This is a genomic window from Saccharopolyspora sp. 6V, from assembly GCF_020176785.1.
GTDB classification, from domain to species: Bacteria; Actinomycetota; Actinomycetes; order Mycobacteriales; family Pseudonocardiaceae; genus Saccharopolyspora_C; species Saccharopolyspora_C gregorii.
In genome coordinates, this window is sequence record NZ_JAIUKB010000042.1 from 18,244 (window position 1) to 40,576 (window position 22,333).

The 22,333-nt window shown below is 72.2% G+C and carries 20 protein-coding genes; 4 read left to right on the forward strand and 16 right to left on the reverse strand.

Annotated features, from left to right (window positions below; all coding sequences use genetic code 11):
- Positions 1-45: 45 nt before the first annotated feature.
- Positions 46-1,743 (forward strand): polyprenol phosphomannose-dependent alpha 1,6 mannosyltransferase MptB, encoded by a 1,698-nt coding sequence (gene mptB, locus LCD35_RS09835; protein ID WP_224966420.1) that lies wholly within the window; start codon positions 46-48, stop codon positions 1,741-1,743.
- A 192-nt stretch (positions 1,744-1,935) separates the two neighbouring features.
- Here the strand turns inward: mptB and LCD35_RS09840 are convergent, their stop codons facing one another.
- From LCD35_RS09840 to LCD35_RS09880, 9 genes are all read right to left on the reverse strand, one after another.
- Complete coding sequence (locus LCD35_RS09840) at positions 1,936-2,937, reverse strand: zinc-dependent alcohol dehydrogenase family protein (protein ID WP_224955334.1); 1,002 nt, start codon at positions 2,935-2,937, stop codon at positions 1,936-1,938.
- Between the two features lie 374 nt (positions 2,938-3,311).
- Positions 3,312-4,130 carry a carbohydrate ABC transporter permease gene (locus tag LCD35_RS09845; RefSeq protein ID WP_224955333.1) on the reverse strand — a complete coding sequence of 273 codons (819 nt, stop codon included), beginning with the start codon at positions 4,128-4,130 and terminating at the stop codon, positions 3,312-3,314.
- Positions 4,127-5,050 (reverse strand): carbohydrate ABC transporter permease, encoded by a 924-nt coding sequence (locus tag LCD35_RS09850; protein WP_374108060.1) that lies wholly within the window; start codon positions 5,048-5,050, stop codon positions 4,127-4,129. Before LCD35_RS09850 ends, LCD35_RS09845 begins: the two co-directional genes overlap by 4 nt.
- A complete protein-coding gene (locus tag LCD35_RS09855; RefSeq protein WP_225044072.1) occupies positions 5,047-6,408 on the reverse strand; it encodes a sugar ABC transporter substrate-binding protein in 1,362 nt (453 codons plus the stop codon). Before LCD35_RS09855 ends, LCD35_RS09850 begins: the two co-directional genes overlap by 4 nt.
- A 16-nt stretch (positions 6,409-6,424) precedes the next feature.
- The gene (locus LCD35_RS09860) at positions 6,425-7,186 is read right to left on the reverse strand and encodes a DeoR/GlpR family DNA-binding transcription regulator (RefSeq protein ID WP_224955331.1); all 762 of its coding nucleotides are present in this window, start codon (positions 7,184-7,186) and stop codon (positions 6,425-6,427) included.
- Positions 7,187-7,593: 407 nt separating this feature from the next.
- Positions 7,594-9,012, reverse strand: coding sequence for a class II 3-deoxy-7-phosphoheptulonate synthase (locus tag LCD35_RS09865; RefSeq protein ID WP_225044073.1), 1,419 nt, complete (start codon positions 9,010-9,012; stop codon positions 7,594-7,596).
- 129 nt (positions 9,013-9,141) lie between these two features.
- Positions 9,142-10,179: a 6-phosphofructokinase gene (locus tag LCD35_RS09870; protein WP_224978016.1), complete on the reverse strand. Its 1,038-nt coding sequence runs from the start codon at positions 10,177-10,179 to the stop codon at positions 9,142-9,144.
- 156 nt (positions 10,180-10,335) lie between these two features.
- Positions 10,336-10,836, reverse strand: a complete 501-nt coding sequence (locus LCD35_RS09875; protein ID WP_224955328.1) for a polyadenylate-specific 3'-exoribonuclease AS — start codon at positions 10,834-10,836, stop codon at positions 10,336-10,338.
- Between the two features lie 196 nt (positions 10,837-11,032).
- A complete protein-coding gene (locus tag LCD35_RS09880) occupies positions 11,033-11,800 on the reverse strand; it encodes a 1-acyl-sn-glycerol-3-phosphate acyltransferase (protein WP_224955327.1) in 768 nt (255 codons plus the stop codon).
- Between the two features lie 175 nt (positions 11,801-11,975).
- On the opposite strand from LCD35_RS09880, the gene LCD35_RS09885 reads away from it, so the two are divergent.
- Entirely contained in the window at positions 11,976-12,743 is a 768-nt protein-coding gene (locus LCD35_RS09885; RefSeq protein ID WP_224955326.1) for a carboxylesterase, read from the forward strand.
- Positions 12,740-13,189 carry a DUF308 domain-containing protein gene (locus tag LCD35_RS09890; RefSeq protein ID WP_224966976.1) on the forward strand — a complete coding sequence of 150 codons (450 nt, stop codon included), beginning with the start codon at positions 12,740-12,742 and terminating at the stop codon, positions 13,187-13,189. Before LCD35_RS09885 ends, LCD35_RS09890 begins: the two co-directional genes overlap by 4 nt.
- Positions 13,190-13,246: 57 nt before the next feature.
- Here LCD35_RS09890 and LCD35_RS09895 read toward each other — a convergent pair whose 3' ends face one another.
- The 5 genes from LCD35_RS09895 to LCD35_RS09915 all read right to left on the reverse strand — a co-directional run bounded on the left by LCD35_RS09895 (position 13,247) and on the right by LCD35_RS09915 (position 17,496).
- A complete protein-coding gene (locus LCD35_RS09895) occupies positions 13,247-14,206 on the reverse strand; it encodes an ROK family protein (protein WP_224955324.1) in 960 nt (319 codons plus the stop codon).
- Entirely contained in the window at positions 14,200-14,748 is a 549-nt protein-coding gene (locus LCD35_RS09900; protein ID WP_224955323.1) for a hypothetical protein, read from the reverse strand. The genes LCD35_RS09895 and LCD35_RS09900 overlap by 7 nt, the downstream gene beginning before the upstream one ends.
- Positions 14,749-14,781: 33 nt before the next feature.
- The gene (locus LCD35_RS09905; protein ID WP_224955322.1) at positions 14,782-16,002 is read right to left on the reverse strand and encodes an ArsA family ATPase; all 1,221 of its coding nucleotides are present in this window, start codon (positions 16,000-16,002) and stop codon (positions 14,782-14,784) included.
- Between the two features lie 195 nt (positions 16,003-16,197).
- Positions 16,198-16,638 (reverse strand): SRPBCC family protein, encoded by a 441-nt coding sequence (locus LCD35_RS09910; protein WP_224955321.1) that lies wholly within the window; start codon positions 16,636-16,638, stop codon positions 16,198-16,200.
- A 69-nt stretch (positions 16,639-16,707) separates the two neighbouring features.
- Positions 16,708-17,496, reverse strand: a complete 789-nt coding sequence (locus tag LCD35_RS09915; protein WP_224955320.1) for a metallophosphoesterase — start codon at positions 17,494-17,496, stop codon at positions 16,708-16,710.
- A 412-nt stretch (positions 17,497-17,908) separates the two neighbouring features.
- Between LCD35_RS09915 and LCD35_RS09920 the strand changes: the two genes are divergently transcribed.
- A complete protein-coding gene (locus LCD35_RS09920; protein WP_224955319.1) occupies positions 17,909-19,702 on the forward strand; it encodes a long-chain fatty acid--CoA ligase in 1,794 nt (597 codons plus the stop codon).
- 66 nt (positions 19,703-19,768) lie between these two features.
- Here the strand turns inward: LCD35_RS09920 and LCD35_RS09925 are convergent, their stop codons facing one another.
- Entirely contained in the window at positions 19,769-21,013 is a 1,245-nt protein-coding gene (locus LCD35_RS09925; RefSeq protein ID WP_224978014.1) for a basic secretory protein-like protein, read from the reverse strand.
- A gap of 133 nt (positions 21,014-21,146) precedes the next feature.
- Positions 21,147-22,199, reverse strand: coding sequence for an NlpC/P60 family protein (locus LCD35_RS09930; RefSeq protein ID WP_224966978.1), 1,053 nt, complete (start codon positions 22,197-22,199; stop codon positions 21,147-21,149).
- Between the last annotated feature and the right edge of the window lie 134 nt (positions 22,200-22,333).

Here is a 22,333-nt window from a genome sequence, read left to right on the forward strand (position 1 = left end):
GTCCCGCCCGGCGGCGGATCACCGTGTGGAAACATGGAGCGCACGATGCCCCCGAGTCCGACCACCCGACCGGGCGCCGCGGCCGAGGCCCACCGGGCCCGACGCGGTGCCGGATCCCCAGCCCCGAGCACTGATCGCCCCACCGGCGAGGCAGCGCGCGACCTGAGCGCCCGCGGCGGCCGATTACCGCTGCGGACCATCGCCCTCGGGACGATCGGTTCGCTGCTGCTGCTGGCCGGTTCGTTCGGCGGCGCGGGCGTGCTCGTGCACGATCCGATCCTCGGCTCCGGTCCGCTGTCGGCGATGCGCTACGGCCACGGCCGGGATCTCGCGCTGGCCGTGCTCTACACCGGTTTCGGGGTGCTGGTCTGGGCGTGGGTGCGGCTGGGCCGCGGGGTGCTGGCGAAGCTGGTGGATTCCCGGGGCGTGCTGGCGGCGACGGCCGCGTGGATCCTGCCGATGCTGATCACGCCGCCGCTGTTCACCAGGGACGTCTACAGCTACCTGGGCCAAGGGCTGCTCGCGCTGCACGGCATCGACCCCTACGCGGTGGGGCCCTCGACGCTGACCGGGCCGATCCCGGACAACGTGCACCCGACGTGGCAGACCACCCCGGCCCCGTACGGGCCGCTGTTCATGGGCATCGCCAAGGGCGTGATCCTGATCGCCGGCGACGGCATGATCTCGAGTGTCATCGTGATGCGCCTGGTGCTGCTCTGCGGCCTGGTCATGTTGATCTTCGCATTGCCGGGTCTGGTCCGCGAACTCGGGGGCCGGTTGCCGGTCGCGCTGTGGCTCGTCGCCGCCAGCCCGATGACGGTCGTGCACCTGGTCGGCGGCCCGCACAACGACATGCTCATGATCGGCCTGCTGGCGATGGGCGCGCTGCTCGTGCTGCGCGGCCGGCACGCGGGCGGGATCGCGCTGGTCACGCTGGCCATGGCGATCAAGGCGACCGCCGGGGTGGCGCTGCCGTTCCTGGTGTGGATCTGGGCGGCGCGGCTGCCGGGCAACCGCTGGCAGCAGCTGCTGCGGGCGGGCACCGCCTCGGTCGCGATCTTCGTGCCCGTGTTCGCCGCCTGCATGGCGCTGGCCAAGGTCGGGTTCGGCTGGCTGCCCGCGCTCTCCGCGCCCGGCATGATCGTGAACTACCTGTCCGCGCCGACCGGCATCGGCCAGGCCGTGCACAGCCTGGTGTCGCTGTTCGTCGAGGTGGACCGCGGGCCGTTCGTCGAGGTCGGCCGCACGCTCGGCTCGCTGGCGCTGGCCGGGGTGCTGGTCTGGCAGTGGTGGCGCGCGCAGGAAGGCGGCACCACCGCGGTGCGCCGGGCCGCGATCGCGCTGCTCGCCGCCGCGCTGCTCTCGCCCGTGGTGCTGCCGTGGTACCTGACCTGGGGGTTGGCGTTGGGCTGCGCGCTGCGGTGGACGCCGCGGGCGCTGTCCTACGTGGTGGGCTCCTCGGTGGTGCTGGTGCTGGCCTACTACCCGGACGGCGAGCAGGCGATGTACAACTGGCCGTTCGTCGCGGTCGGGGTCGGCGCCGCGGTGCTCGCCGGGCTGTCGCTGGTGCGGTTCGACCCGCTGGGGCTGAACCGCTTCCGGCGTGGGTCCGGGCCGGCGGACCCGCCGGAGCAGGACCGCGCGGACCGGGAAGCGGGCCGTGGCCGGACCGCGCAGGTGACCCAGGTGGACGTGATCGCGCCGCCCGAGCGCCGCTCCCCCGCCGCGGACTCCACGCCCTAGCCGCACCCCCGGGCTCCGGGCGTCGTGGTGAGCGCGGCAGGGCCTGCGACGGCTCCGCCGTCAACGCGGCGGTGAACGGCCCGTTCGCGGGTGCGGGCCGCTGGGCCGTCCACCCGGTGGGCCCGCGTGCGCGGACCCCGTGTCCGCCGCCGCCCGGCCGGACGGGGGTGGGCCGGGCGGTGGCGGAAGCCGTCACTGGGAGGGCAGGACCAGCGTCTTCAGACCGGTGCCGGTGCGGAACTCCTCCAGCGCGGCGGCGTAGTCGTCCAGGCCCGCGGTGTTCGTGATCAGTGCGTCCGAGTCGATCGCCCCCGCGACCAGCAGGTCCCGCGCGCGGTCGAAGCTGTTGTGCACCGCCATCGAACCGACGATGGTGATCTCCTCGTTGTAGACCTTGAACGGGGAGAAGTTCGCGGTCTTCGCCGCGTCCGCGACGCCGAACTGCAGGAACGTGCCCGCCTTGCGGACCCGGCCCAGCCCGTCCTCGATGGCGGCGATGACGCCGGTGGCGTCCACCACCAGGTCCCAGCCCTCGGCCGCCTCGTCCAGCGCGGAGGCGTCGGTGGCGATCGCGCTCACGCCCATCGACTCGGCCACCGCGAGCCGGTCCTGCCTGCGGTCCACGACCGACAGGCTGCGCACCCCGGCGCGCTTGAGCAGCTGCGCCAGCAGCAGCCCCATCGTGCCCGCGCCGTAGATCAGCACGTCGTCGGTGAGGTCGTGCGGAGCCTTGTCCAGCCCGTGCACCGCGCAGGACAGCGGCTCGATCAGCGCCGCCGCGGTGGGCGAGATGCCCTCCGGCAGCGGGTAGCACTTCTTGGCCTGCACCTGGACGTACTCGGCCGCACCACCGGGCGAGCTGATGCCGATCGCCTGCCACGGCTCGCACAGGTTGCCCTTGCCCTTGCGGCAGTACCGGCACTCCCCGCAGGGCAGCGACGGGTCCACCGCCACGGCGTCGCCCTCGGCGAGGCGGGTGACCTCGCTGCCCACCGCGACCACCCGGCCGGCCAGCTCGTGGCCCGGGGTGATCGGGTAGTTCACCACCGGGATCTCCCCGTCCACCAGGTGGAGGTCGGTGCCGCAGAGCCCGCAGGCATCCACCGCCACCACGACATCGTTCGGGCCCGGGGTGGGATCGGGCACCGTGGTGACCGTGATCTGACCGGGTCCTTCGACGACGACCGCACGCATGCCGGCCATCCTTTCCTCTCGCCTCTCCCCGAACGGGCGGGCGCGCCCGTTCGCTCCTTGCACCGAGGTACCCACCCCGCTTCCCGACCAGGCCGGGAGACCGGGGCCGCACCTCCGCCGGATCGCGATCCGGCGGTCATGCCGGAGCGGGCCGAGGTGGCACCTGCCGCCTCGCCCCGCTCCTGCGGCCACCGCGGCGCCCGGTCCCGGGTGCCGCGGTGGCCGTCTGGCGGGTGACCGGGGGGGGACCGGGGCGGTGACGGGGGGGGGGCCCCGGGCCGCCCCCCCCCCCGCGGGGGGGGGGCCCCGGGGGGGCGGGGGGGGGGGGGGGGGGGGGGCCCGTCTGCCGGTTCACCGGAGGTGAACCGGTCCGATCACTTGAGGGCGCCCATGGACAGCCCGCGCACCAGCTGGCGCTGCGCGATCCAGCCGACGATGACGACCGGCAGCACCGCCAGCGTCGCCGCCGCCGACAACCGCGCCCAGTACAGGCCTTCGCTGGTGATGAAGCCGACCAGGAACACCGGCACCGTGGGTGCGTTGATCGCGGTCAGGTTCACCGCGAAGAAGAACTCGTTCCAGGCGAAGATCGCGCAGATCAGCGCGGTCGCGGCGATGCCGGGGGCCACCATCGGCAGCAGCACCCGGGTGAGTTCGGTGCGCAGCCCGGCACCGTCCACCTTCGCCGCCTCCAGCACCTCGGAGGGCACCTCCTGGAAGAACGAGCGCATCATCCACACCGCGATCGGCAGGTTCATGCCCGTGTAGAGCAGGACCAGCGACCAGACGTTGTCCAGCAGGTGCATGTTCTGCGCGGCCACGAAGATCGGCACGATCGCCGCGACCACCGGCAGCATCTTGGTGGAGATGAAGAAGAACAGCGCGTCCTTGGTGCCCTTCACCGGCCGGATGGACAGCGCGTAGGCCGCGGGCACGGCCAGCACCACCACCAGCAGGCACGAGATCACCGTGGCGATCAGCGAGTTCAGCAGGTACGGCCCGAGACCCCCGTCGAACACCAGCCGGTACTGGTCCAGCGTCGGGGTGAACAGGAACTTCGGGTCGTCGGTGTAGGCGTCGGCCTCCTGCTTGAACGACGTCAGCACCATCCAGAACACCGGGAACACGAACACGATCCCCAGCGCCCAGGCGATGATCGTCAGTGCGGTCCCTCCCGCCGTGCGGCGCTTCATTCCGAAACCTCCTTGCCGGAAATGGCGGTGAAGATCGCGCGCAACGCGAAGGTGGCCACGATGATGGTCAGGATCACGACCACGACGCCGAGCGCGGCCGCCTGGCCGACGTCGAAGCCCTGGAAGACCCGCTGGTAGAGGTAGTACGGCAGGTTGGTGGTGGCGATGCCGGGACCGCCCTGGGTCATCATGAAGATCTCGTCGAACGTGTTGACCACGTAGATCGAGCCCAGCAGCCCGGCCAGCTGGATGTAGCGGCGCAGGAACGGCAGCGTCATGAAGCGGAACGTCTGCCAGTGCGTGGCGCCGTCCATCTTGGCGGCCTCCAGCACGTCGCGCGGCTGGCTCTGCAGCCCGGCGAGCACGATCAGCATCATGAACGGCGTCCAGCGCCACACCAGCGCGGCCAGCACCGACACCATCGGGTGCTCCCCGACCCAGTCGACGCCGCCCAGCCCGATCGGGCTGAGCACCGCGTCCACCAGCCCGTAGGTGGGGTTGAGCATGCTCGTCTTCCACAGCAGCGCCGAGGCGACCGGCATGATCAGGAACGGGGTGATGAGCATGGTGCGCACCACGCCGCGCCCGAAGAACGGCCGGTCCAGCAGCAGCGCCAGCCCGACGCCCAGCGCCAGCGACACCAGCACGCAGCCGACGGTGATCACGACGGTGTTCAGCGCGGCCGTGTAGAACTCGCTGTCGGTGAAGACGTCCACGTAGTTCGACAGGCCGATGAAGCCCCACGAACCGGGGTTGAGCAGGTTCCACGAGTGCAACGAGTAGAAGATCGTCGCGAGGAACGGGGCCTGCGTGATGATGATCGTGAAGATCAGCGCGGGCAGCAACGGTCCCCGGCGGGACCACTTCTCCTTGCGGCTGAGGGTCGCGCCCTTGGCCGCGGTCATCTCCGCAGTGCTCATGGCCGGTAGTTCTCCCCCACGGTGTCGGCGTAGCGCTGCGCCTGCTCCAGCGCTTCGTCAGCGGTCTTGCTCCCGGCGATGGCCGCGGACATCTGCTGGCTCACGCGGGTGCCGAGGTCGACGAACTCGGGGATGCGCACGAACTGCAGGCCCTGGTAGGGCGTGGGCTGGGAGCTCGGGGTGGTCTGGTCGACGCGGCTGATGCCGTGCAGCGTCTGCTGCCCGAACGCCGCGGCGGCCTTCTCGTACTCCGGCATCTCGTAGGTGGACTGGCGGCTGCCCGGGGGCAGGTTCTGCCAGCCGAGCCGCTCGCCGACGGTCCGCAGGTACTGCTTGGAGGTGGACCAGGCGATGAAGTCGAACGCCTCGTCGGGCATCTCGGTCGTCTTCGGCACGCCCAGCGCCCAGGTGTAGAGCCAGCTGGCGGGCTTGCCGCCGGGGCCGGTGGGCGCGTTCGCGTAGCCGATCTTGCCGGAGACGGTGCTCTCCTTCGGGTCCTCCAGCGTGCCCGCCGAGGACGTCGAGTCGAACATCATCGCCGCGTTGCCCTGGCCGAACTCGGTGAGGCATTCGGTGAAGCCGCTGCTGGAGGCGCCGGACTCGCCGTGGTCGCGCACCAGGTCCACGTAGAAGTTCACCGCCTCGCGCACCTCGGGCGAGGTGAGCTGCGCGTTCCAGTCCTCGTCGAACCAGCGCCCGCCGAAGGAGTTGATCATGGTGTTGAGGGGCGCCATCACCTCGCCCCACCCGGGCAGGCCGCGCAGGCAGATCCCGGCGCGACCGCCGGGGCCGCCGTCGAGCTTCGCCGCCATGTCCGCGACCTGCTGCCAGGTCGGGTTCTCCGGCATCGTCAGCCCGGCCTCGGCGAACAGGTCCTTGCGGTAGTTCAGCAGCGCCGTCTCGCCGTAGAACGGGGCCGCGTACATGTGGCCCTGGTACGACAGCGAGTCCTTGATGGACGGGATGAAGTCGTCCTTGTCGTAGCCCGGAGTCGCGTCCATCCGCGGATCCAGGTCGTGCAGCCAGCCGTTCGCCGCCCAGATCGGCGTCTCGTAGTTGCTGACCATCACCACGTCGAACTGGCCGCTCCCGGTGGCCACCGACTGGGTGATCTTGTCCCGCGCCTGGTTCTCCGGCAGCGAGATGAACCGCACCCGCACGTCGGGGTGCTGCGCCTCGAACTCCCCGACCAGGTCCTGCATGTCCTCCATCTGCGGGTTCGACACCACCGCCACCCGCAGCACCCGGCGCCCGTCGCCGGACCCGATCGCTCCCGCTCCCGCGCAACTCGCGGTGAGCAGCACCGCCGCCGCCATGGCGACCAGCGACCACCATTTCCTGCCGAAATTCATCGGCATCCCTTTCTGCCGTTGCTCACGCTCGCACCACGCGCGGGCCGATCGCCTCGATGTCCTCGGCGATGCCCTGGTCCAGCCCGGTATCGGTGACCAGCACGTCGACCTCGGAGAGTTCGCCGTACCGGTGCAGGGAAACCGGGCCGATCTTGCTGTGGTCCGCGAGCAGGACCCGTCGTCGCGCCCCGCGCAACATCAGTGTTTTGATCTCAGCGGAATTCTGGTCCGGAGTGGTGAGGCCCCGATGCAGGGAAACCCCGTCGGTGCCCAGGAAGGCGACATCGGCGAACACCTCTCGCCACCGTTGCGCCGCCCAGGTCCCGACACCTCCGTTGGTGGTCACGCGCACGCGTCCGCCCGGGGTGAGCACCGACAGGTTGGGCCGCGCCGCCAACGAGACGGCGATGCTCAAGCTGTCCGTGATCACCGTGAGCGGGCGGTCGGCCGGCAGCAGTTCCGCGAACCGGGCACACGTGGTGCCGGATTCGATGAGGATGGCGCCTTCGGCAGGCAGTTCGGCGAGAGCGGCCCGCGCGATGCGGGTCTTCTCGGCGACCATCACGTTCTCTCGGGCGGACAGCTGCGGATCGAAACTCCACCGCTCCACCGGGATAGCACCCCCGTGCACGCGGTGCAGGAGTCCGTGCTCTTCCAGCACGGTCAGGTCGCGCCTGATCGTCTCCGGGGTCACTTGCAGCTCCCCCGCGAGTCCGGTCACGTCGACGCGGCCCTCCTGCCTCGCACGCTCGACGATGAGCTGCTGGCGTTCACGCGCGTACACCCTGGTCGGCCTCCGGTCTCGACCCGACTCCGATGCCCGAATCGGTCCGCTTTCATCTGACCGAGTTTGTTTACCGGTGTTCGCAGTCACCGTCAAGGGTGCACGACCAGCAATAGGACCAGCGTCCGCCCCGATCAGCCCAAGGTGAATTCGGAGCGTGACCACAGGAATACGCGCAGAAGCAAAAGGAGTCGGAAGCAGACGGCGGCAGCGACCATCTGGCCCAGGATGTGCGGCAACGGCACCACAGGACCGCGCGGAACCGTGGTCTCGGAACCGATGAAGATCCCATTCGAGCAACGATCGACCGGAGATCGCCGGTCACGGTCCCGTCGGCGGCCGGAACGCGAACGGGCCGGGGTGGTCGCCCACCCCGGCCCGCCGGTCCTCGCGGCCCGCCGCGCGCGTCAGCTGCGCAGCATCTCCGCGACGAGGAACGCCAGCTCCAGCGACTGCTGGGTGTTCAGCCGCGGGTCGCAGGCCGTCTCGTACCGGCCGGCCAGGTCGGTGTCCGAGATGTCCTGGGCGCCGCCGAGGCACTCGGTGACGTCCTCGCCGGTCAGCTCGATGTGGATGCCGCCCGGGTGGGTGCCCATCCGGTGGTGCACCTCGAAGAAGCCCTGCACCTCGTCGACGACGCGGTCGAAGTGGCGGGTCTTGTAGCCGGTGCTCGACTCGTGGGTGTTGCCGTGCATCGGGTCGCACTGCCACACCACCTGGTGGCCGGTGGCGCTGACCTTCTCCACGATCGCGGGCAGCACGTCGCGCACCTTGCCGTTGCCCATCCGGCTGATCAGCGTCAGGCGGCCGGGCTCGCTGTTCGGGTCGAGCCGCTCCACGTACTCCACGGCCATCTCCGGCGTGGTGGACGGGCCGATCTTCAGGCCGATCGGGTTCGCGATCTGCTCGGCGAAGGCCACGTGCGCGTGGTCGAGCTGACGGGTGCGGTCCCCGATCCACAGGAAGTGCCCGGACAGGTCGTAGAGCCGCGGCGAGCTCTGCGAGCCGTCCAGCCGCAGCATCGCCCGCTCGTAGTCCAGGACCAGCGCCTCGTGGCTCGCGTACAGGTCGACCGCGTGCAGGCTGGTGTCGTCCACCCCGCAGGCCGCCATGAAGCGCAGCCCGCGGTCGATCTCGGCGGCGACGGACTCGTAGCGCTCGCCCGCGGGCGAGTTGAGCACGAAGTCCTTGTTCCAGTCGTGCACCTTCGTCAGCGCGGCCATGCCGCCGCTGGTCAGCGCGCGGGACAGGTTCATCGCGGCGCTGGCGTTGGCGTAGGCGCGGATCAGCCGGGACGGGTCGTGCCTGCGGGCCTCCTCGGTGGCGACCAGCGAGTTGACCATGTCACCGCGGTAGCTGGGCAGTCCGAGCGCGTCGGTGCCGCTGGAGCGCGGCTTGGCGTACTGCCCGGCGAGCCTGCCGAGCTTGACCACCGGCATGCTCGCGCCGTAGGTGAGCACGACCGCCATCTGCAGCAGGGTGCGGATGTTGCCGCGGATGTGCGGCTCGGTGTTGTCCGCGAAGGTCTCCGCGCAGTCCCCGCCTTGCAGCAGGAACGCCTCGCCGCGGGCGACGGCGGCGAGTTGTCCGCGCAGCCGATCCACCTCGGAGGGCACGGTCACCGGCGGCACGCTCTCCAGCACCTTGCGGACCTTCGCGACCTGTTCCTCGGGCCACTCGGGCTGCTGTGCGGCGGGCAGCTTCAGCGCCTCGTCCAGGCGGGCGCGCATCTCAGGGGGCAGCGGAGGAAGTTCCGGAAGTTCATCGACCGGAACATCGACGGTCCAATTCACATTTGCCAGGATAGGCCGTGCTGGCCAGTGCATTTCACCTGGGAGAGACGGAGCGCACGCCGGGCGAATCGATTCACCCGCTCGGCCGCCCGGGACGACCGCCCGGGACGCGCGGACGCCGCCCCACCCGGTGGGCGGGACGGCGCCGGAACGATCACCGCGTCAGCCGAACAGCACCTCGGCCTCGGCGTAGCGGGACAGCGGAACGGTCTTCAGCTTCGCCGTCGCCTCCCCCAGCGGGACCCGCACGATGTCGGTGCCGCGCAGCGCCACCATCTTGCCGAAGGCGCCCTCGCTGACCGCGTCCACCGCGTGCAGCCCGAAGCGGGTCGCCAGCACCCGGTCGTAGGCGGTCGGCGTGCCGCCGCGCTGGGTGTGGCCGAGCACGACCGCGCGGGATTCCTTGCCGGTGCGCCGGGCCAGCTCGTCGGCCAGCCAGGTGCCGACACCGCCGAGGCGCACGTGGCCGAACGCGTCGGTCTCCCCGGTCAGCAGCACCTCCTGGCCGTCCTGCGGGACGGATCCCTCGGCGACCACGATGATCGGCGCGTACTGCCGCTCGAAGCGCTGCTGCACCCACTCGCAGACCTGGTCCACGCTGAACGGCTTCTCCGGCCCGAGGATCACGTTCGCGCCGCCGGCCAGCCCGGAGTGCAGCGCGATCCAGCCCGCGTGCCGCCCCATCACCTCCACCACCAGCGCCCGGTGGTGCGATTCGGCGGTGGTGCGCAGCCGGTCGATCGCCTCGGTGGCGATGTGCACGGCGGTGTCGAAGCCGAACGTGTAGTCGGTGGCGTCGAGGTCGTTGTCGATCGTCTTCGGCACGCCCACCACCGGCACGCCGTCCTGGTTGAGCCGCTCGGCGACGCCGAGGGTGTCCTCGCCGCCGATCGCGATCAGCGCGTCCACCCCGTGCTCGGCGAGGGTCCGCTTGATCTTCTCGACGCCGTCCTGCTCCTGGTACGGGTTGGTGCGCGAGGAACCGAGGATGGTGCCGCCGCGGGCGAGGACGTCCTCGACCTGCTCCAGCCCGAGCGGCATCGTGAGCCCGTCCATCGGCCCCCGCCAGCCGCTGCGGAACCCGACGATCTCGTGCCCGTGCACCGCGATCCCCTTGCGGGTGACCGCGCGCAGCACCGCGTTCAACCCCGGGCAGTCGCCACCGCCGGTCAACACTCCGATACGCGTTCCAGCCGGCATCGTCGCCGCCTCCCTTGATCCGCTCCATGAGTGATCTGGATCTCGTGGGGAGCCTGTCACGCCCTGTATCGGTGCAGCAAGTACTCCGACCGGGCGACAAATCGGGCGCGAATGATGCGAAGATCGGCGAAGTACCTGGTCAGCGAGGACGGGCGCTCACAGCGGGAACCCGCGCTTGCGCTGCACCTCCTCGATCACCTTCCACCGGGTGAGGTTGTGCCGGGCGTCGGCGAGGGCGTCGTGCGCGTTCGCCGGCGCGGAGGGCAGCCGCGGCTTGCCGACGTCCTCCCAGCGCTGCCGCAGGTCCCGGGTGAACTTGGGGACCTTCGGCGGCAGGGCGGGCATCGCGCCCCACAGCTGCGCCAGCGCCACGTGGTCGTAGGAGGCCAGCCAGGCCCACAGCTCCACGTCCTGATCGCGCGCGGTCAGGAACTCGTAGAGGTCGTCCCGGATCCGGCTGCGCGAGCGCCACGCCCGGTCCGCGGGCGGCGGCAGCTGCGGCAGCACGTTGCGGCGCACCCACTGCCCCGCCTTGGACTCGTCGAACTCGGTGGACACGGCGTAGAACTCGCGGCCGGTCTCGTCCACCACCCCGATCGAGACCAGGTCGATGGTCTGGCCGTCCTCGATGAACTCACAGTCGTAGAAGAACCGCACCGGTCCAGCGTAAGGACGGCGCCCACCGGTCAGGACCGGCCCCGGGGACCGTCGCCCGATGAGCGGTGTGCTGGGCCGCCGACGTCCTCGGCGGTCTTCCGCCCGAGGACGGCGACTTCCGGGGGACCGGCCGGAGATCCGGCCCGGTGCGGGCGATCAGGGCCGGCGAGCCGGGCGCGGCAGGAGCGCGCGGCGGTCAGCCGGCCTGGGAGCGCGGCAGCCGGTCGGCGCCGCCGGGACCGTCCGGCCGGCCCTGCACGGTCCAGCCCGCGACGTGCTTGCCCTGCGCGGCCAGGTCGTCCTTGGCCTTCGCGGCGTAGACGTCCACGTACTCCTGGCCGGACAGCTCCATCAGCGCGTACATGATCTCGTCGGTGATCGAGCGCTCCACGAACCGGTCGCCCGCGAGCCCTTCGTAGCGGGAGAAGTCCAGCGGCTCGCCGACCTTCACCTTCACCTTGTGCGGGTACCACATCTTGGAGCCGATGGGGTTGACCTTGTCGGTGCCGAACATCGCGATCGGGATGACCGGCACGTCGGCCTCCAGCGCCATGCGTGCGACCCCGGTCTTGCCCTTGTAGAGCCGGCCGTCCGGGGAGCGGGTGCCCTCCGGGTAGACGCCGAGGAGCTTGCCCTCGCGCAGCAGCCGCACCCCGGTGTCCAGCGCGGCCTGCGCCGCGGCACCGCTGGAGCGGTCGATCGGCACCTGGCCGACGCCGGAGAAGAAGTACTTCTGCAGCTTGCCCTTGATCCCGGTGCCGGTGAAGTACTCCCGCTTGGCCAGGAACGTCACCCGGCGCGGCATCATCAGCGGCATGAAGAACGAGTCGGCGACCGCGACGTGGTTGCTGACCAGGATCGCCGCTCCGGACTCCGGCACGTGCTCGACGCCCTCCACCCGTGGACGGCAGAACAGCTTCATGAGCGGACCGAGCACGATGTGCTTCATCACCCAGTACAGCACGCGCCGCTGCCTTTCTGAACACCCGGAATGCCTCGTTCAAGGTTACGGAGCCCGGTCTGCCCGCACAATGCGACCCCGCCCGAGACGGATCACGCGCTTGGAGATCGCCCCGCGGAGGCCCCTCGCGTGCGACGATGTCCGGACAGCGGCGGATCGATGGCGGTAGGAGGCTGCGGTGCCCGTTCTTCCCGGCGCCGAACCGTTCGTGCACGACGGGTCCGACGAGATCGGCGTCCTGCTGTGCCACGGGTTCACCGGAACTCCGCAGAGCATGCGGGGCTGGGGTGAGCACCTGGCCGCCGATGGCTTCACGGTGCGCTGCCCGCGGCTGCCCGGGCACGGAACCCGCTGGCAGGACCTCAACCGCACCGGCTGGACCGACTGGTACGCGGCCGTGGAGCGGGAGCTCGCCGAGCTGACCGGGCGCTGCCGCTCGGTGTTCGTCTTCGGCATGTCGATGGGCGGCACGCTCACGTTGCGGCTCGCGCAGCAGCACCCGGAGCTGTCCGGGATCGTGCTGGTGAACCCGTCGGTGACCACGCTGCGCAAGGACGCGTTCCTGCTGCCCGCGCTGTCCCGGGTGCTGCCGTCGATCCCCGGCCTGGCCGGGGACATCGCGAAGCCGGGCGCCGTCGAGCTCGGCTACGACCGGACGCCGCTGCGCGCGGCCGCGAGCCTGCAGCGGTTGTGGCGGCTGGTCCGCCGCGACCTCGGGAAGGTGCGGCAGCCGGTGCTGCTGGCGCGCTCCGCCACCGATCACGTCGTCGAGCCGGTGAACTCGACGATCGTGCTGGAGGGCATCCGAAGCGGCGATGTCACCGAAGTCGTGCTGCGCGACAGCTACCACGTGGCGACCCTCGACCACGACGCCGCGTCGGTGTTCGCCGGTAGCGTCGAATTCGTCCGCAGGATCCACCGCGAGCGTGTCGAGGAACCCGCATGAGCACCCGCCATGAGAACGCCGACGGCCCGGAGGACATCGACGCCGCCTTCGCCGAGATCGTCGCAGGTCTCGAACAGGACGAGCCGATGGCGCGGTGGCCGGAGGAGCAGGACCGGAGCACCGAGGACGCGTCGCCGAAGCCCGCCGCGCCCGAGGCCGCGTCCGCGCCGCGGGACTGGACGCCGCCCGCCGACGCGCCCGACGAAGGGCACTACGAGCCGCCGGAACCGCCGCCGATGCCCCGGCCCGGGGTCGCCACGGTCGGCGGCATCCTGCTGGTCGTGCTGGGGATGACGCTGCTGCTGGTGCCCGGTCTCGTCGGCCTGGGTGCCACGGCGGCGCTGCCGATCGGGCTGGTCGCGGTGAGCGGCGGCATCGGCTGGCTGCTGTTCCGGATGCGCCGGACACCTCCCGCGGACCCCACCGACGACGGCGCCCAGCTCTGACCACGTGCGCCGGCGGGTCCGGCGAGCGGCCCGCTCACGCGCGGCGCCGCGAGGTGATCATCTGAGGTGCGTGGCGGTGGCGGCCACGTGCTCCCTGGCGAGGGTGGCGGCGCCGACGATGCCCGCTTCGTCGCCGCGCTTGGCGACCCGCACCTGGGCCAGCGGGCGGTGGCCGGTGCCGGTGAGCGCCGCGGCGTAGTGCCGCCGGGCCGCGGGCAGGAACAGGTGCGCCGAGCCGGACACGCCACCGGCGAGCACCACGACCTCCGGGTCGTAGACGTCGGCGACCAGCGCCAGCCCTTCGCCGAACCAGCGCGCGAGCTCGTCCACCGCGCGCGCCGCCACCGGATCGCCCTGCTCGGCGGCTTGGGCGACGCGTTCCCCGGTGATCTCGCCGGGGTCCTTGGCGGCTTCGGCGGCCAGCGGGGAGGACGGGTCCTCGGCGAGCAGTTCCAGCGCGGTCGCGGCCAGCGCGGTGCCGCTGCAGTAGCGCTCCCAGCAGCCCCGCTTCCCGCAGGGGCAGGCCCGTCCGCCGGGCACCAGCCGCAGGTGCCCCAGTTCGGGGGCGACGCCGTGCGCGCCGCGGAACACGTCGCCGTCCAGCACCAGCGCGCCGCCGATGCCGGTGCCGAGCGCGACGAGCGCCGCGACCTTCGCCCCGGCCGCCGCGCCGAAGCGCTGCTCGGCGATCGCGGCCGCGTTCGCGTCGTGCTCCAGCACCACCGGCAGCCGCACGCGGTCGGCGATGTTGTCCGCGACCGCGACGTGCCGCCACGGCAGGTGCGGGGCGAACCGCACCACCCGCCGGTCCTCGCTGACGAAGCCAGCCACGGCGAGCCCCACCCCGGCGACCGGGTACTGGTCGGCGAGGCACAGCACGGTGTCGGCGATCGCCGAGTCCAGTTCCGGGCCGGTGCCCGCGGACGGCACCCGCAGCGTGTCGAGCACGGTGCCCTGCGGGTCGACGACGCTGGCGCGCAGGCTGGTGCCGCCGACGTCCACCCCGACGGTCAGCACTCGGCACCTCCGCTCGCGGCTTGCGCGGCGGTCCGGCCGCGAACCCGCCGCACGTCGATGCGCTGCACCTTCGACGGCGCCGGTTCCGCCGGTTCGGGCGGCGGGGCCGCGGCTCCGGCCGGGCGGGGCTCGGCGGATTCGCGGAGCAGGTCCAGCAGCCCGGCGAGCTGGTCGGCGAGCCGGGAGGTCAGCTCGGGACGTTCGCCGCGCAGCAGGCTCGCGATCGCGCAGACCGGGCACCAGCCGCAGGACGGGCCGGCGCGGTCCTCGCGGACGCCGTCCCGCTCGCCGGGGGCCGGGCCGCCGGGAGCGGGGCCGCCGCCCGTGCCGAGGTCGTCGGTGCCCGCGTGCGCGGCGTGCTCGGCGCCGCCGAGTCCGCGCAGGTACTCCTCCGCGCGCCCCGCGGCCGCGTCGAGCAGCAGCCGGAACTCCTCGGCCATCCGGTCGCGGCCGGATCCGGTCGCCCGGGACTCGTCGGCGGAGCCCCCGGTACCGGCGCTCGTCGTGCCCGTCCCCGCGGCATCGGGTCGTTCACCGCGCATCTGGTCCACCACCTCCACTGCTCGGGTCCGCTCTCATCGCATCCACTGGCCGGGGTCCGGCCGGAACGACACGGTCAGCCCGTCGTCGGCGGCCACCGCGCCGGTCACGGCGCAGCGGCGCAGCACCGCGGGCAACGCGATCAGCCGCCGCCTGCCGTCGACGGTGACGGCGAGCTCGTCGCCGATCCGCGCGAGGTCCACCTCGGCGTCCTCGTGCAGCGGCAGGCCCAGCCGCAACGTGTACTCCGCGTCCAGCGATCGGCCACCGCCGCCGAGCTCCACCTCCGGTGCGCTCGCGGCGCCGGCCAGCGGATCGTCCTCCCCGTAGAGCTCGTCGGCGAGTTCCAGCAGCGCCGCCCCCACCGGTTCCGCCGCCCGGTGCAGCACCGCGCGCACCGGCAGGTCGGTCGCCGCCCGCACCTCGGCCAGCACATTCTCCTGCTCCCGGCGGCGGGTGCGCAGCCAGGTCGCCGCCTCGCCCCGGGCCGAGCCGGGGTGCGGCACCAGCCGGTTCGCCACCAGCCCGTCGACCCGGACCTGCTGCAGCGCCAGTGCGGTAAGCGTGCGCCGGGTCTCGGCAGCCACCACCGCTTCCGGGGTGAGCACCAGGCGCACCCCGGTCCGCGGCGAGAGCAGCATGGTCCGCAGCTCCAGCAGCCGGTCCGCGAGCCGCCCGAGCGCGTCGGCCACCCCGTCCCAGCGCTCCACGTTCTCGCTGCCCGCCACGCCCGCGAGCAGGCCGCGCACCACGCGCCGGTGCGCCGGGAACAGCCGTTCCAGGTAGCCGGACAGCGATTCGGGCAGCGCCAGCAGCCGCAGCGTCTCGGCGGTGGGGCCGCAGTCGACGACGACGGTGTCCCACATCCCGCCCGCGGCGAAGCGGTGCACCTCGGCGAGCGCGAGCAGGTCCTCGACCCCGGGCAGGTGGGTGAGCTCCTCGGCGTCGAGTTCGCCGACGCCGGCGCCGAGCAGCATCGTGCGCAGGTGTTCCCGCAGGTCCGCCCAGGCCCGGTCGAGCAGGTCGCGGGTCTGCACCTCGGCCGCGTGCAGCCGGGCGGTCCGCTGCCCGGCGCGGAGCTCGACCTCGGCGGGATCGGCGCTCAGCGCCGCGCCGAGGGAGTCGCCGAGGGAGTGCGCGGGATCGGTGGAGACCACCAGCACCTTCTGCCCGAGCTCGGCGAGGCGTGCGGCGGTCGCGGCGGCGAGGGTCGTCTTGCCGACGCCGCCTTTTCCGGTGAACAACAGGATGCGCAAGGGCGGTCTCTGGATCGGGTCGGGGCTGTTGCCGGGGCGGACCGACCGGTCGCCGAGCTGCCCGGCCACCGGAACGGCGGGTCACCGCGCCGAGGAGTGCTGCGGTGTGGATCTGGTGCGGCGCCGCCCGGGACACCGGTCACGACCGGGTGCGGATCTCCGGCGCCGCCGCGCCGCGGTGCTGGAGCGCCCGGGTCAGGAGCGGGCTTCGACCCGGCGCTTGAGCTCCTTCAGCGCCGTGTTCATGATCATTTTTTCGGCCTTGCGCTTGAACATGCCGATCATCGGGATCGCCAGGTCCACCGCGAGGCTGTAGGTCACCTCGGTGCCGCCGTCCTTCGGCGCGAGCCGGTAACTGCCCTGCTGCGCCTTCTGGACCTGCCCCTCGGACAGCGTCCAGCTCACCGACAGCCCGTCCTCGGCCCACTCGTAGACGTTGACGTAGGTGTCCTTGACCACCCCGGCGTCGAGCACGAAGCGCACCTTCTCGGCCTGCCCGGAGCCGGTGGTCGAGAGCACCTCGGTCTCCTTGACCGCTTCCACCCATTCCGGGTAGCTGGCGAAGTCCGAGATCACCGCCATGATCTCGGCCGCGGCTGCCTGGATCACGATGGACTGGGTGGACTGATCGACCATGCCCCGAAGATTACAGGTCCGCGCACGACCGGCGGGGCGGTGTCCGGCCGGCTCCACCGTTCGAGATCGTCACCAGCGGAGCACGTACGGTCGCTCGGTGCGCTGGAAGTGCCCGACGTTGACGCACTCGGTGCGCCCGACGCGGACCCGGGAGGCCAGCGGCTGGTGCACGTGCCCGAACAGCGACCAGCGCGGCCGGTCCCGGTGGATCCGTTCCAGCAGCGCCGCGGAGCCGTGCTCGGGGCGGCGGGCGATGACGTCGTAGACCAGTTCCGGAACCGCGGGCGGCAGGTGGCTGCACAGCACGTCGACCGGGTCGAGGGCGGCGACGGCGGCGTCGTACTCGTCCTCGGGGCGCAGGTACGGCACCCAGGCCGCGTCCCGGCGCAGCACGCCGCCCGGGGACAGCACGGTGCCGCCGACGAAGCCGAACCGCAGGCCGCCGATCTCGGCGTTGGTGCCGTCGACGAAGTGCACGCCGTCGCGGGCGAACTCGGGCCACAGCTCCGGCTCGTCCACGTTGCCCGCGATGGCGTAGGTCGGGGCGCTCATCGCGGCGAACAGGGTGGCGTACTGCTCGCGGACGGCTTCGCGCACGACGCGCTTGGGATCGTCCAGCGAGGCCCACAGCGAGCGCGCGTAGGCGCCGATCTCGGCACCGCGGTGGTTGCGGCGCAGCTCGGCGAAGTGCGCGACCTTCTCGGCTCCGAAGACCGCGCCGAGGATGCCGCGGCCGTGCTCGTGGTAGTCGACGAAGTCGATCAGGTCGCCGAGCACGACGAGCGCGTCGGCACCGTCACCGGCCCGTTTCAGGGCTTCGGCGTTGCCATGGACATCGGACACCACGTGCACGCGCACGATCTACTCCTCACCGCAGTTCTGCCGACCGGGTCGCGAGCGCGGACGCCGTTGTCCGCCGCACCGCCATGCTGCCGCGCCGCGCGGGATCGAACCAGCAGCGATCACCGTCCGGGACGGGTGCGACCGTTCCGTTCGGCGGCGCCGGGAGTGGTCCGCTCGGACGGTTCCGCGCGGCTTGGGCTGCTCCGGACGTGGTTAGCGGTGGCGCAGGACAGCCTGCCATGATCCTCACCACCGGCGGAAACGACTCGGGCGGGCACCGGTGCGCGGCGGATCCCGGCGTGGCAGGCTGCGGGCGGGAGCAGTAAACGAGTCGGGCTAGTTTCGTAATCAAGGTTCGGGACTACCGCTCGGTAACTATCAGCGTTAGGTTTGTGCGCACATTTCGCGTTCCATCGGAGGTTTCAAGGTGCGAGAGTTCAGCGTCCCCGCCACTGAGGCCGTGGCCGAAGACGAGAACCTCACCGACATGGTGTGGGCGAACGCGGAACGCTTCGGTGGCACCGTGAGCTTCCGCCGCCGGGTCGACGGCACCTGGATCGACGTCACCGCCGCCGAATTCGCCGCCCAGGTGCTCGCGGTCGCCAAAGGGCTGATCGCCGCCGGGCTGCAGCACGGCGACCGGGTCGGGCTGATGTCGCGCACCCGCTACGAGTGGACGCTGCTGGACTTCGCCATCTGGTCCGCCGGCTGCGTGACCGTGCCGGTGTACGAGACCTCCTCCGCCGACCAGGCCGAGTGGATCCTGAGCGACTCCGGCGCCCGCGCCGCGTTCGTCGAGACCGACGCGCACCGCGCCGAGATCGGCGACGTCGTCGCGAAGCTCCCCGCGCTCGAACACGTCTGGCAGATCGACGCCGACCGCGCGGCGGTCGACGAGCTCACCGCGCTCGGCGCCGACGTCAGCGACCAGGACGCCCACCAGCGCCGCCGCGAAGTCCGCGCCGACGAGCTCGCCACCCTCATCTACACCTCCGGCACTACCGGCCGCCCCAAGGGCTGCGAGCTCAGCCACCGCAACCTGCTCGCCGAGGTCCGCGGCGACGTCAGCGTCTTCCCGCAGCTGCTGCGGCAGGGCAACTCGATGCTGATGTTCCTGCCGATGGCGCACGTCCTCGCCCGCGCCATCGCCACCGCCTGCGTGTACTCCCGCACCACGCTCGGGCACACCGGCGACGTGAAGGAACTGGTCAGCGACCTCGGCTCGTTCCGCCCCACGCTCATCCTCGCCGTGCCGCGCGTGTTCGAGAAGGTCTACAACACCGCGAAGCAGAAGGCGCACGGCGACGGCAAGGGCCGGATCTTCGACGCCGCCGAGGACACCGCCGTCGCCTACAGCCAGGCGCTGGACACCGGCGGCCCCGGCATCGGCCTGAAGGCCAAGCACTTCCTGTTCGACAAGCTCGTCTACGGCAAGCTGCGCGCCGCGCTCGGCGGGCGCTGCCTCGGCGCCGTCTCCGGCGGGGCGCCGCTGGGCGACCGCCTCGCGCACTTCTACCGGGGCGTGGGCGTGCCGGTGCTGGAAGGCTACGGGCTCACCGAGACCACCGCGGCCGCCGCGGTCAACGTCGAGGAGGCCTACAAGATCGGCACCGTCGGCAAGCCGATCCCCGGCACCAGCGTGCGCATCGCCGAGGACGGCGAAGTGCTGCTCAAGGGCGACGTCGTGTTCCGCCGCTACTGGAACAACGAGACCGCCACCAAGGAATCCCTGGAGGACGGCTGGTTCCACACCGGCGACCTCGGCTCCCTCGACGAGGAGGGCTTCCTGCGGATCACCGGGCGCAAGAAGGAGATCATCGTGACCGCGGGCGGCAAGAACGTCGCCCCCGCCGTGCTCGAAGACCACCTGCGCGCGCACCCGCTGATCAGCCAGTGCATGGTCGTCGGCGACAAGAAGCCGTTCATCGGCGCCCTGATCACCCTCGACCCCGAGTTCCTGCCCGCCTGGCTGAACAACCACGGCCGCGCCGCGGACACCCCGCTGACCGAGCTCGTCGACGACCCCGAGGTGCACGCCGACGTGCAGGCCGCGATCGACGACGCCAACAAGGCCGTCTCCCGCGCCGAGGCGATCAAGAAGTTCCGCATCCTGCCGAAGGACTTCACCGAGGCCACCGGCGAGATGACGCCCAGCATGAAGCTCAAGCGCAACAAGGTCGCCGAGAACCACGCGGCCGACATCGAAGCGATCTACGGCTGAGCTCCGCGCCCGTCGCGCGGCAGCCGGGTGGCGGGACCGCCGCGGTTCCGCCACCGAGCTCCCGGATCAGAACGTCCTGCGCAGTTCCGATCTCCAGGACCTGAGCAGTTCCGCGGTGGACAGCCCGGCGATCTCGTGCAGCGCCGGGTCCACTTCGGACGGTGATCCGGAGCCCGCGATGCGCTTGTACAGCTCCACGACCTTCGGTTCCCCCACCCGCCGCACCAGGTGCGCCACCAGCGACCAGGACTGCTGGTACGCCAGGTCCAGATCGCGCCCCGAGGTGTGGAAGTCCGCGTCCGGCGGCGGCCCCGCGGGCGGTTCCCCGGTGCGCACCCGCCGGGCCAGGTCCGGTGCGATCCGCTCCGGCGGCAACCCGCTCGCCCGGTAGCCGACGTAGTCCGCGAAGCCCTCCAGCAGCCACATCGGCGCACCGTCCGCGGTGTCCGCCCGTGCCGCCACGTGCGCCATCTCGTGCCGCAGCACCACCCGCAACGAGGTGTCCGAGAGCCGGTCGGCCGTCTCGGTGTTGAGCACGACCCGCGGGCCCTCCACCCGCCGGGCGGCGGTGTCCACCTTGTCCGCGACGGCGACCGCCGCGATGCCGTCCACCGCGAACTCGGCACCCACCAGCTCGCGCAGCTCCTCCTGCGAGCGCGGCAGCAGCACGCCCACCTGGCGCCGCCACTCCGGCCCCCACACGGCGGTCACGGCGGCCTCCGCGGAGTCCAGCTCCGCCGCCACCCGGTCGGCGAGCTCCTCGGAGCCGTCGTGCCCGATGACCACGCCGTGCGGCAGCACCCGCACCCGGCAGTCGCCGAAGTCCCACGGCCCGCGCCACGACCGGCCGCGCGCCCGTTCGTCGCCGCTGAGCAGCCAGCGCCCGTCCCGGTGGGTGAAGGTGAACCCGGTCGGGCGCTCGGTCGGCACCTCGTCCACCCCGGCCAGGGCGTAGCGCAGCACCACCTCCGGCGTGCCGCTGCCGCCGGTGGACCCGCGCACCTCGTAGTCCCACTCGGCCAGCGGCACCTCGGCCAGGTTCTGGAACAGCTCGCGCTGCCTGCGCTGGAAGTCCTCCGGCGCGGCCGGGTCCAGCGACGCCGTGAACGCCGCCTCGTCGCGCGTCAGCACCGCTCGGGCGCGGTGCCGCAGCACCGCCTGCCACTCCTCCTCCGCGGTCGCCGGAGCGGCGCTCTGGAAGGCGGGAGCGGGGGCCGGTGGGGCCTGGGCCGGGAACGGGACGAACGCGCCCACGGCCAGTGCGGCCGCGGCGGCGACCGCCGCAGGCCACCCCCTCGAAGCCCCAGGCACGAGCCGGATCGTAAGTCGGCCCGCGGCGCCCAGCCCGTCGCGAGCGGCCGCCCGTCACCCACACGCGACGAGGGCCGCCGCCCCCTGCTGGGGACGACGGCCCTCGCGTGCGTTCCGCGCGGTGCCGCAGGAATCAGCCCGCGACGCGCCGGATCGAGTTGACCGGGGCGATGCTGTCGTACTTGGCGACCTTCACCACGTCGCCCTCGGTGGGGGCGTGCACGGCCTTGCCGTTGCCGACGTACATCGCGACGTGGCTGACCGGGCTGTAGTAGAAGATCAGGTCGCCGGGCTGGAGCTGGCTGGCCGAGACGCTCTTGCCCTCGGTGACCTGCGACTTGGTCGAGCCGCCGATGCTCACGCCCGCCTGCTTGTAGGCCCACTGCATCAGGCCGGAGCAGTCGAAGGTGCTCGGACCCTTGGCGCCGTAGACGTACGACGAGCCCTGCTTGCTCAGCGCCGCGGTGACCGCTGCGGCGGCCGAGCCGCTGCCGCCCGCGAACTCGTAGTCGGTCTCGCCGCCACCGGTCAGCGAGGACTGCTCGTCCTCGGTGAGCTCGGCGTAGCGCTCCTTGACCTTGGCGATCTGCGCGTCCATGTCGGCCTTCTTGCGGCCGATCTCGTCCTGGATGCGGGCCGCGTCGGCCTCGGCCTGGGCCGCCTGGTTGCGGGCGTCCTGGGCGCGCTTGGTGGCGTCCTCGGCCTGGTGCACCGCGGCGGACAGGCGCTTGATCGCGTCGTTGTTGTCCTTGGCCAGCACGTCCAGCGCGGAGGCGCGGTCGAGGAAGTCGTTCGGGGATTCGCTCACCAGCAGCGCGGAGAGCTTGTTCAGCCGGGCGCCCTGGTAGGAGGCGGTGGTCAGCTGGTCGACCTGGCCGCGGAAGCGCTCTTCCTCGACCCGGGCCTGCGCGGCGACCTGCTCGGCCTGGTCCGCCTCGGCGGTGGAGCGGTCGAGCTCCGCCTTCTTGGCCGCGTGGTCGTCCTCGGCCTTCTTGTAGTCCTCGGTGACGACTTCGGCCTGGTGCGAGAGCTCGCGCACCTGCTTGGCCGCGTCCGAGGCGTTGTCGGGGAGTTGGGGGTCTGCGATCGCCGGCGCGGAGGTCATGCTGACGGCGGCGGCGACCGCCGAGGCCGCCAGGGCTCCGCGCATCGTGCGCTTCAATCGGTGCGACGCCACGTCGCGCATAGCTCCTTCGTTGTCGACCGCCTACCGAGAACGCAGGGGTGGTCCGGAGCGATCCCGGACTCCGGGCGCGTTGCGGCGCCCGCTCACCCCACGGGGGCAGGTCCCGGTTCGGCTCCCCGACTAGCCGATTCGGC

What these genes read in the sequence shown, in the direction of transcription:
- mptB (WP_224966420.1), top strand. Translation starts at nt 46, where the DNA reads ATGCCCCCGAGTCCGACCACCCGACCGGGCGCCGCGGCCGAGGCCCAC.
- LCD35_RS09840 (WP_224955334.1), bottom strand. Translation starts at nt 2,937, where the DNA reads ATGCGTGCGGTCGTCGTCGAAGGACCCGGTCAGATCACGGTCACCACG.
- LCD35_RS09845 (WP_224955333.1), bottom strand. Translation starts at nt 4,130, where the DNA reads ATGAAGCGCCGCACGGCGGGAGGGACCGCACTGACGATCATCGCCTGG.
- LCD35_RS09850 (WP_374108060.1), bottom strand. Translation starts at nt 5,050, where the DNA reads ATGAGCACTGCGGAGATGACCGCGGCCAAGGGCGCGACCCTCAGCCGC.
- LCD35_RS09855 (WP_225044072.1), bottom strand. Translation starts at nt 6,408, where the DNA reads ATGCCGATGAATTTCGGCAGGAAATGGTGGTCGCTGGTCGCCATGGCG.
- LCD35_RS09865 (WP_225044073.1), bottom strand. Translation starts at nt 9,012, where the DNA reads ATGCACTGGCCAGCACGGCCTATCCTGGCAAATGTGAATTGGACCGTC.
- LCD35_RS09870 (WP_224978016.1), bottom strand. Translation starts at nt 10,179, where the DNA reads ATGCCGGCTGGAACGCGTATCGGAGTGTTGACCGGCGGTGGCGACTGC.
- LCD35_RS09890 (WP_224966976.1), top strand. Translation starts at nt 12,740, where the DNA reads ATGAGCACCCGCCATGAGAACGCCGACGGCCCGGAGGACATCGACGCC.
- LCD35_RS09900 (WP_224955323.1), bottom strand. Translation starts at nt 14,748, where the DNA reads ATGCGCGGTGAACGACCCGATGCCGCGGGGACGGGCACGACGAGCGCC.
- LCD35_RS09910 (WP_224955321.1), bottom strand. Translation starts at nt 16,638, where the DNA reads ATGGTCGATCAGTCCACCCAGTCCATCGTGATCCAGGCAGCCGCGGCC.
- LCD35_RS09930 (WP_224966978.1), bottom strand. Translation starts at nt 22,199, where the DNA reads ATGCGCGACGTGGCGTCGCACCGATTGAAGCGCACGATGCGCGGAGCC.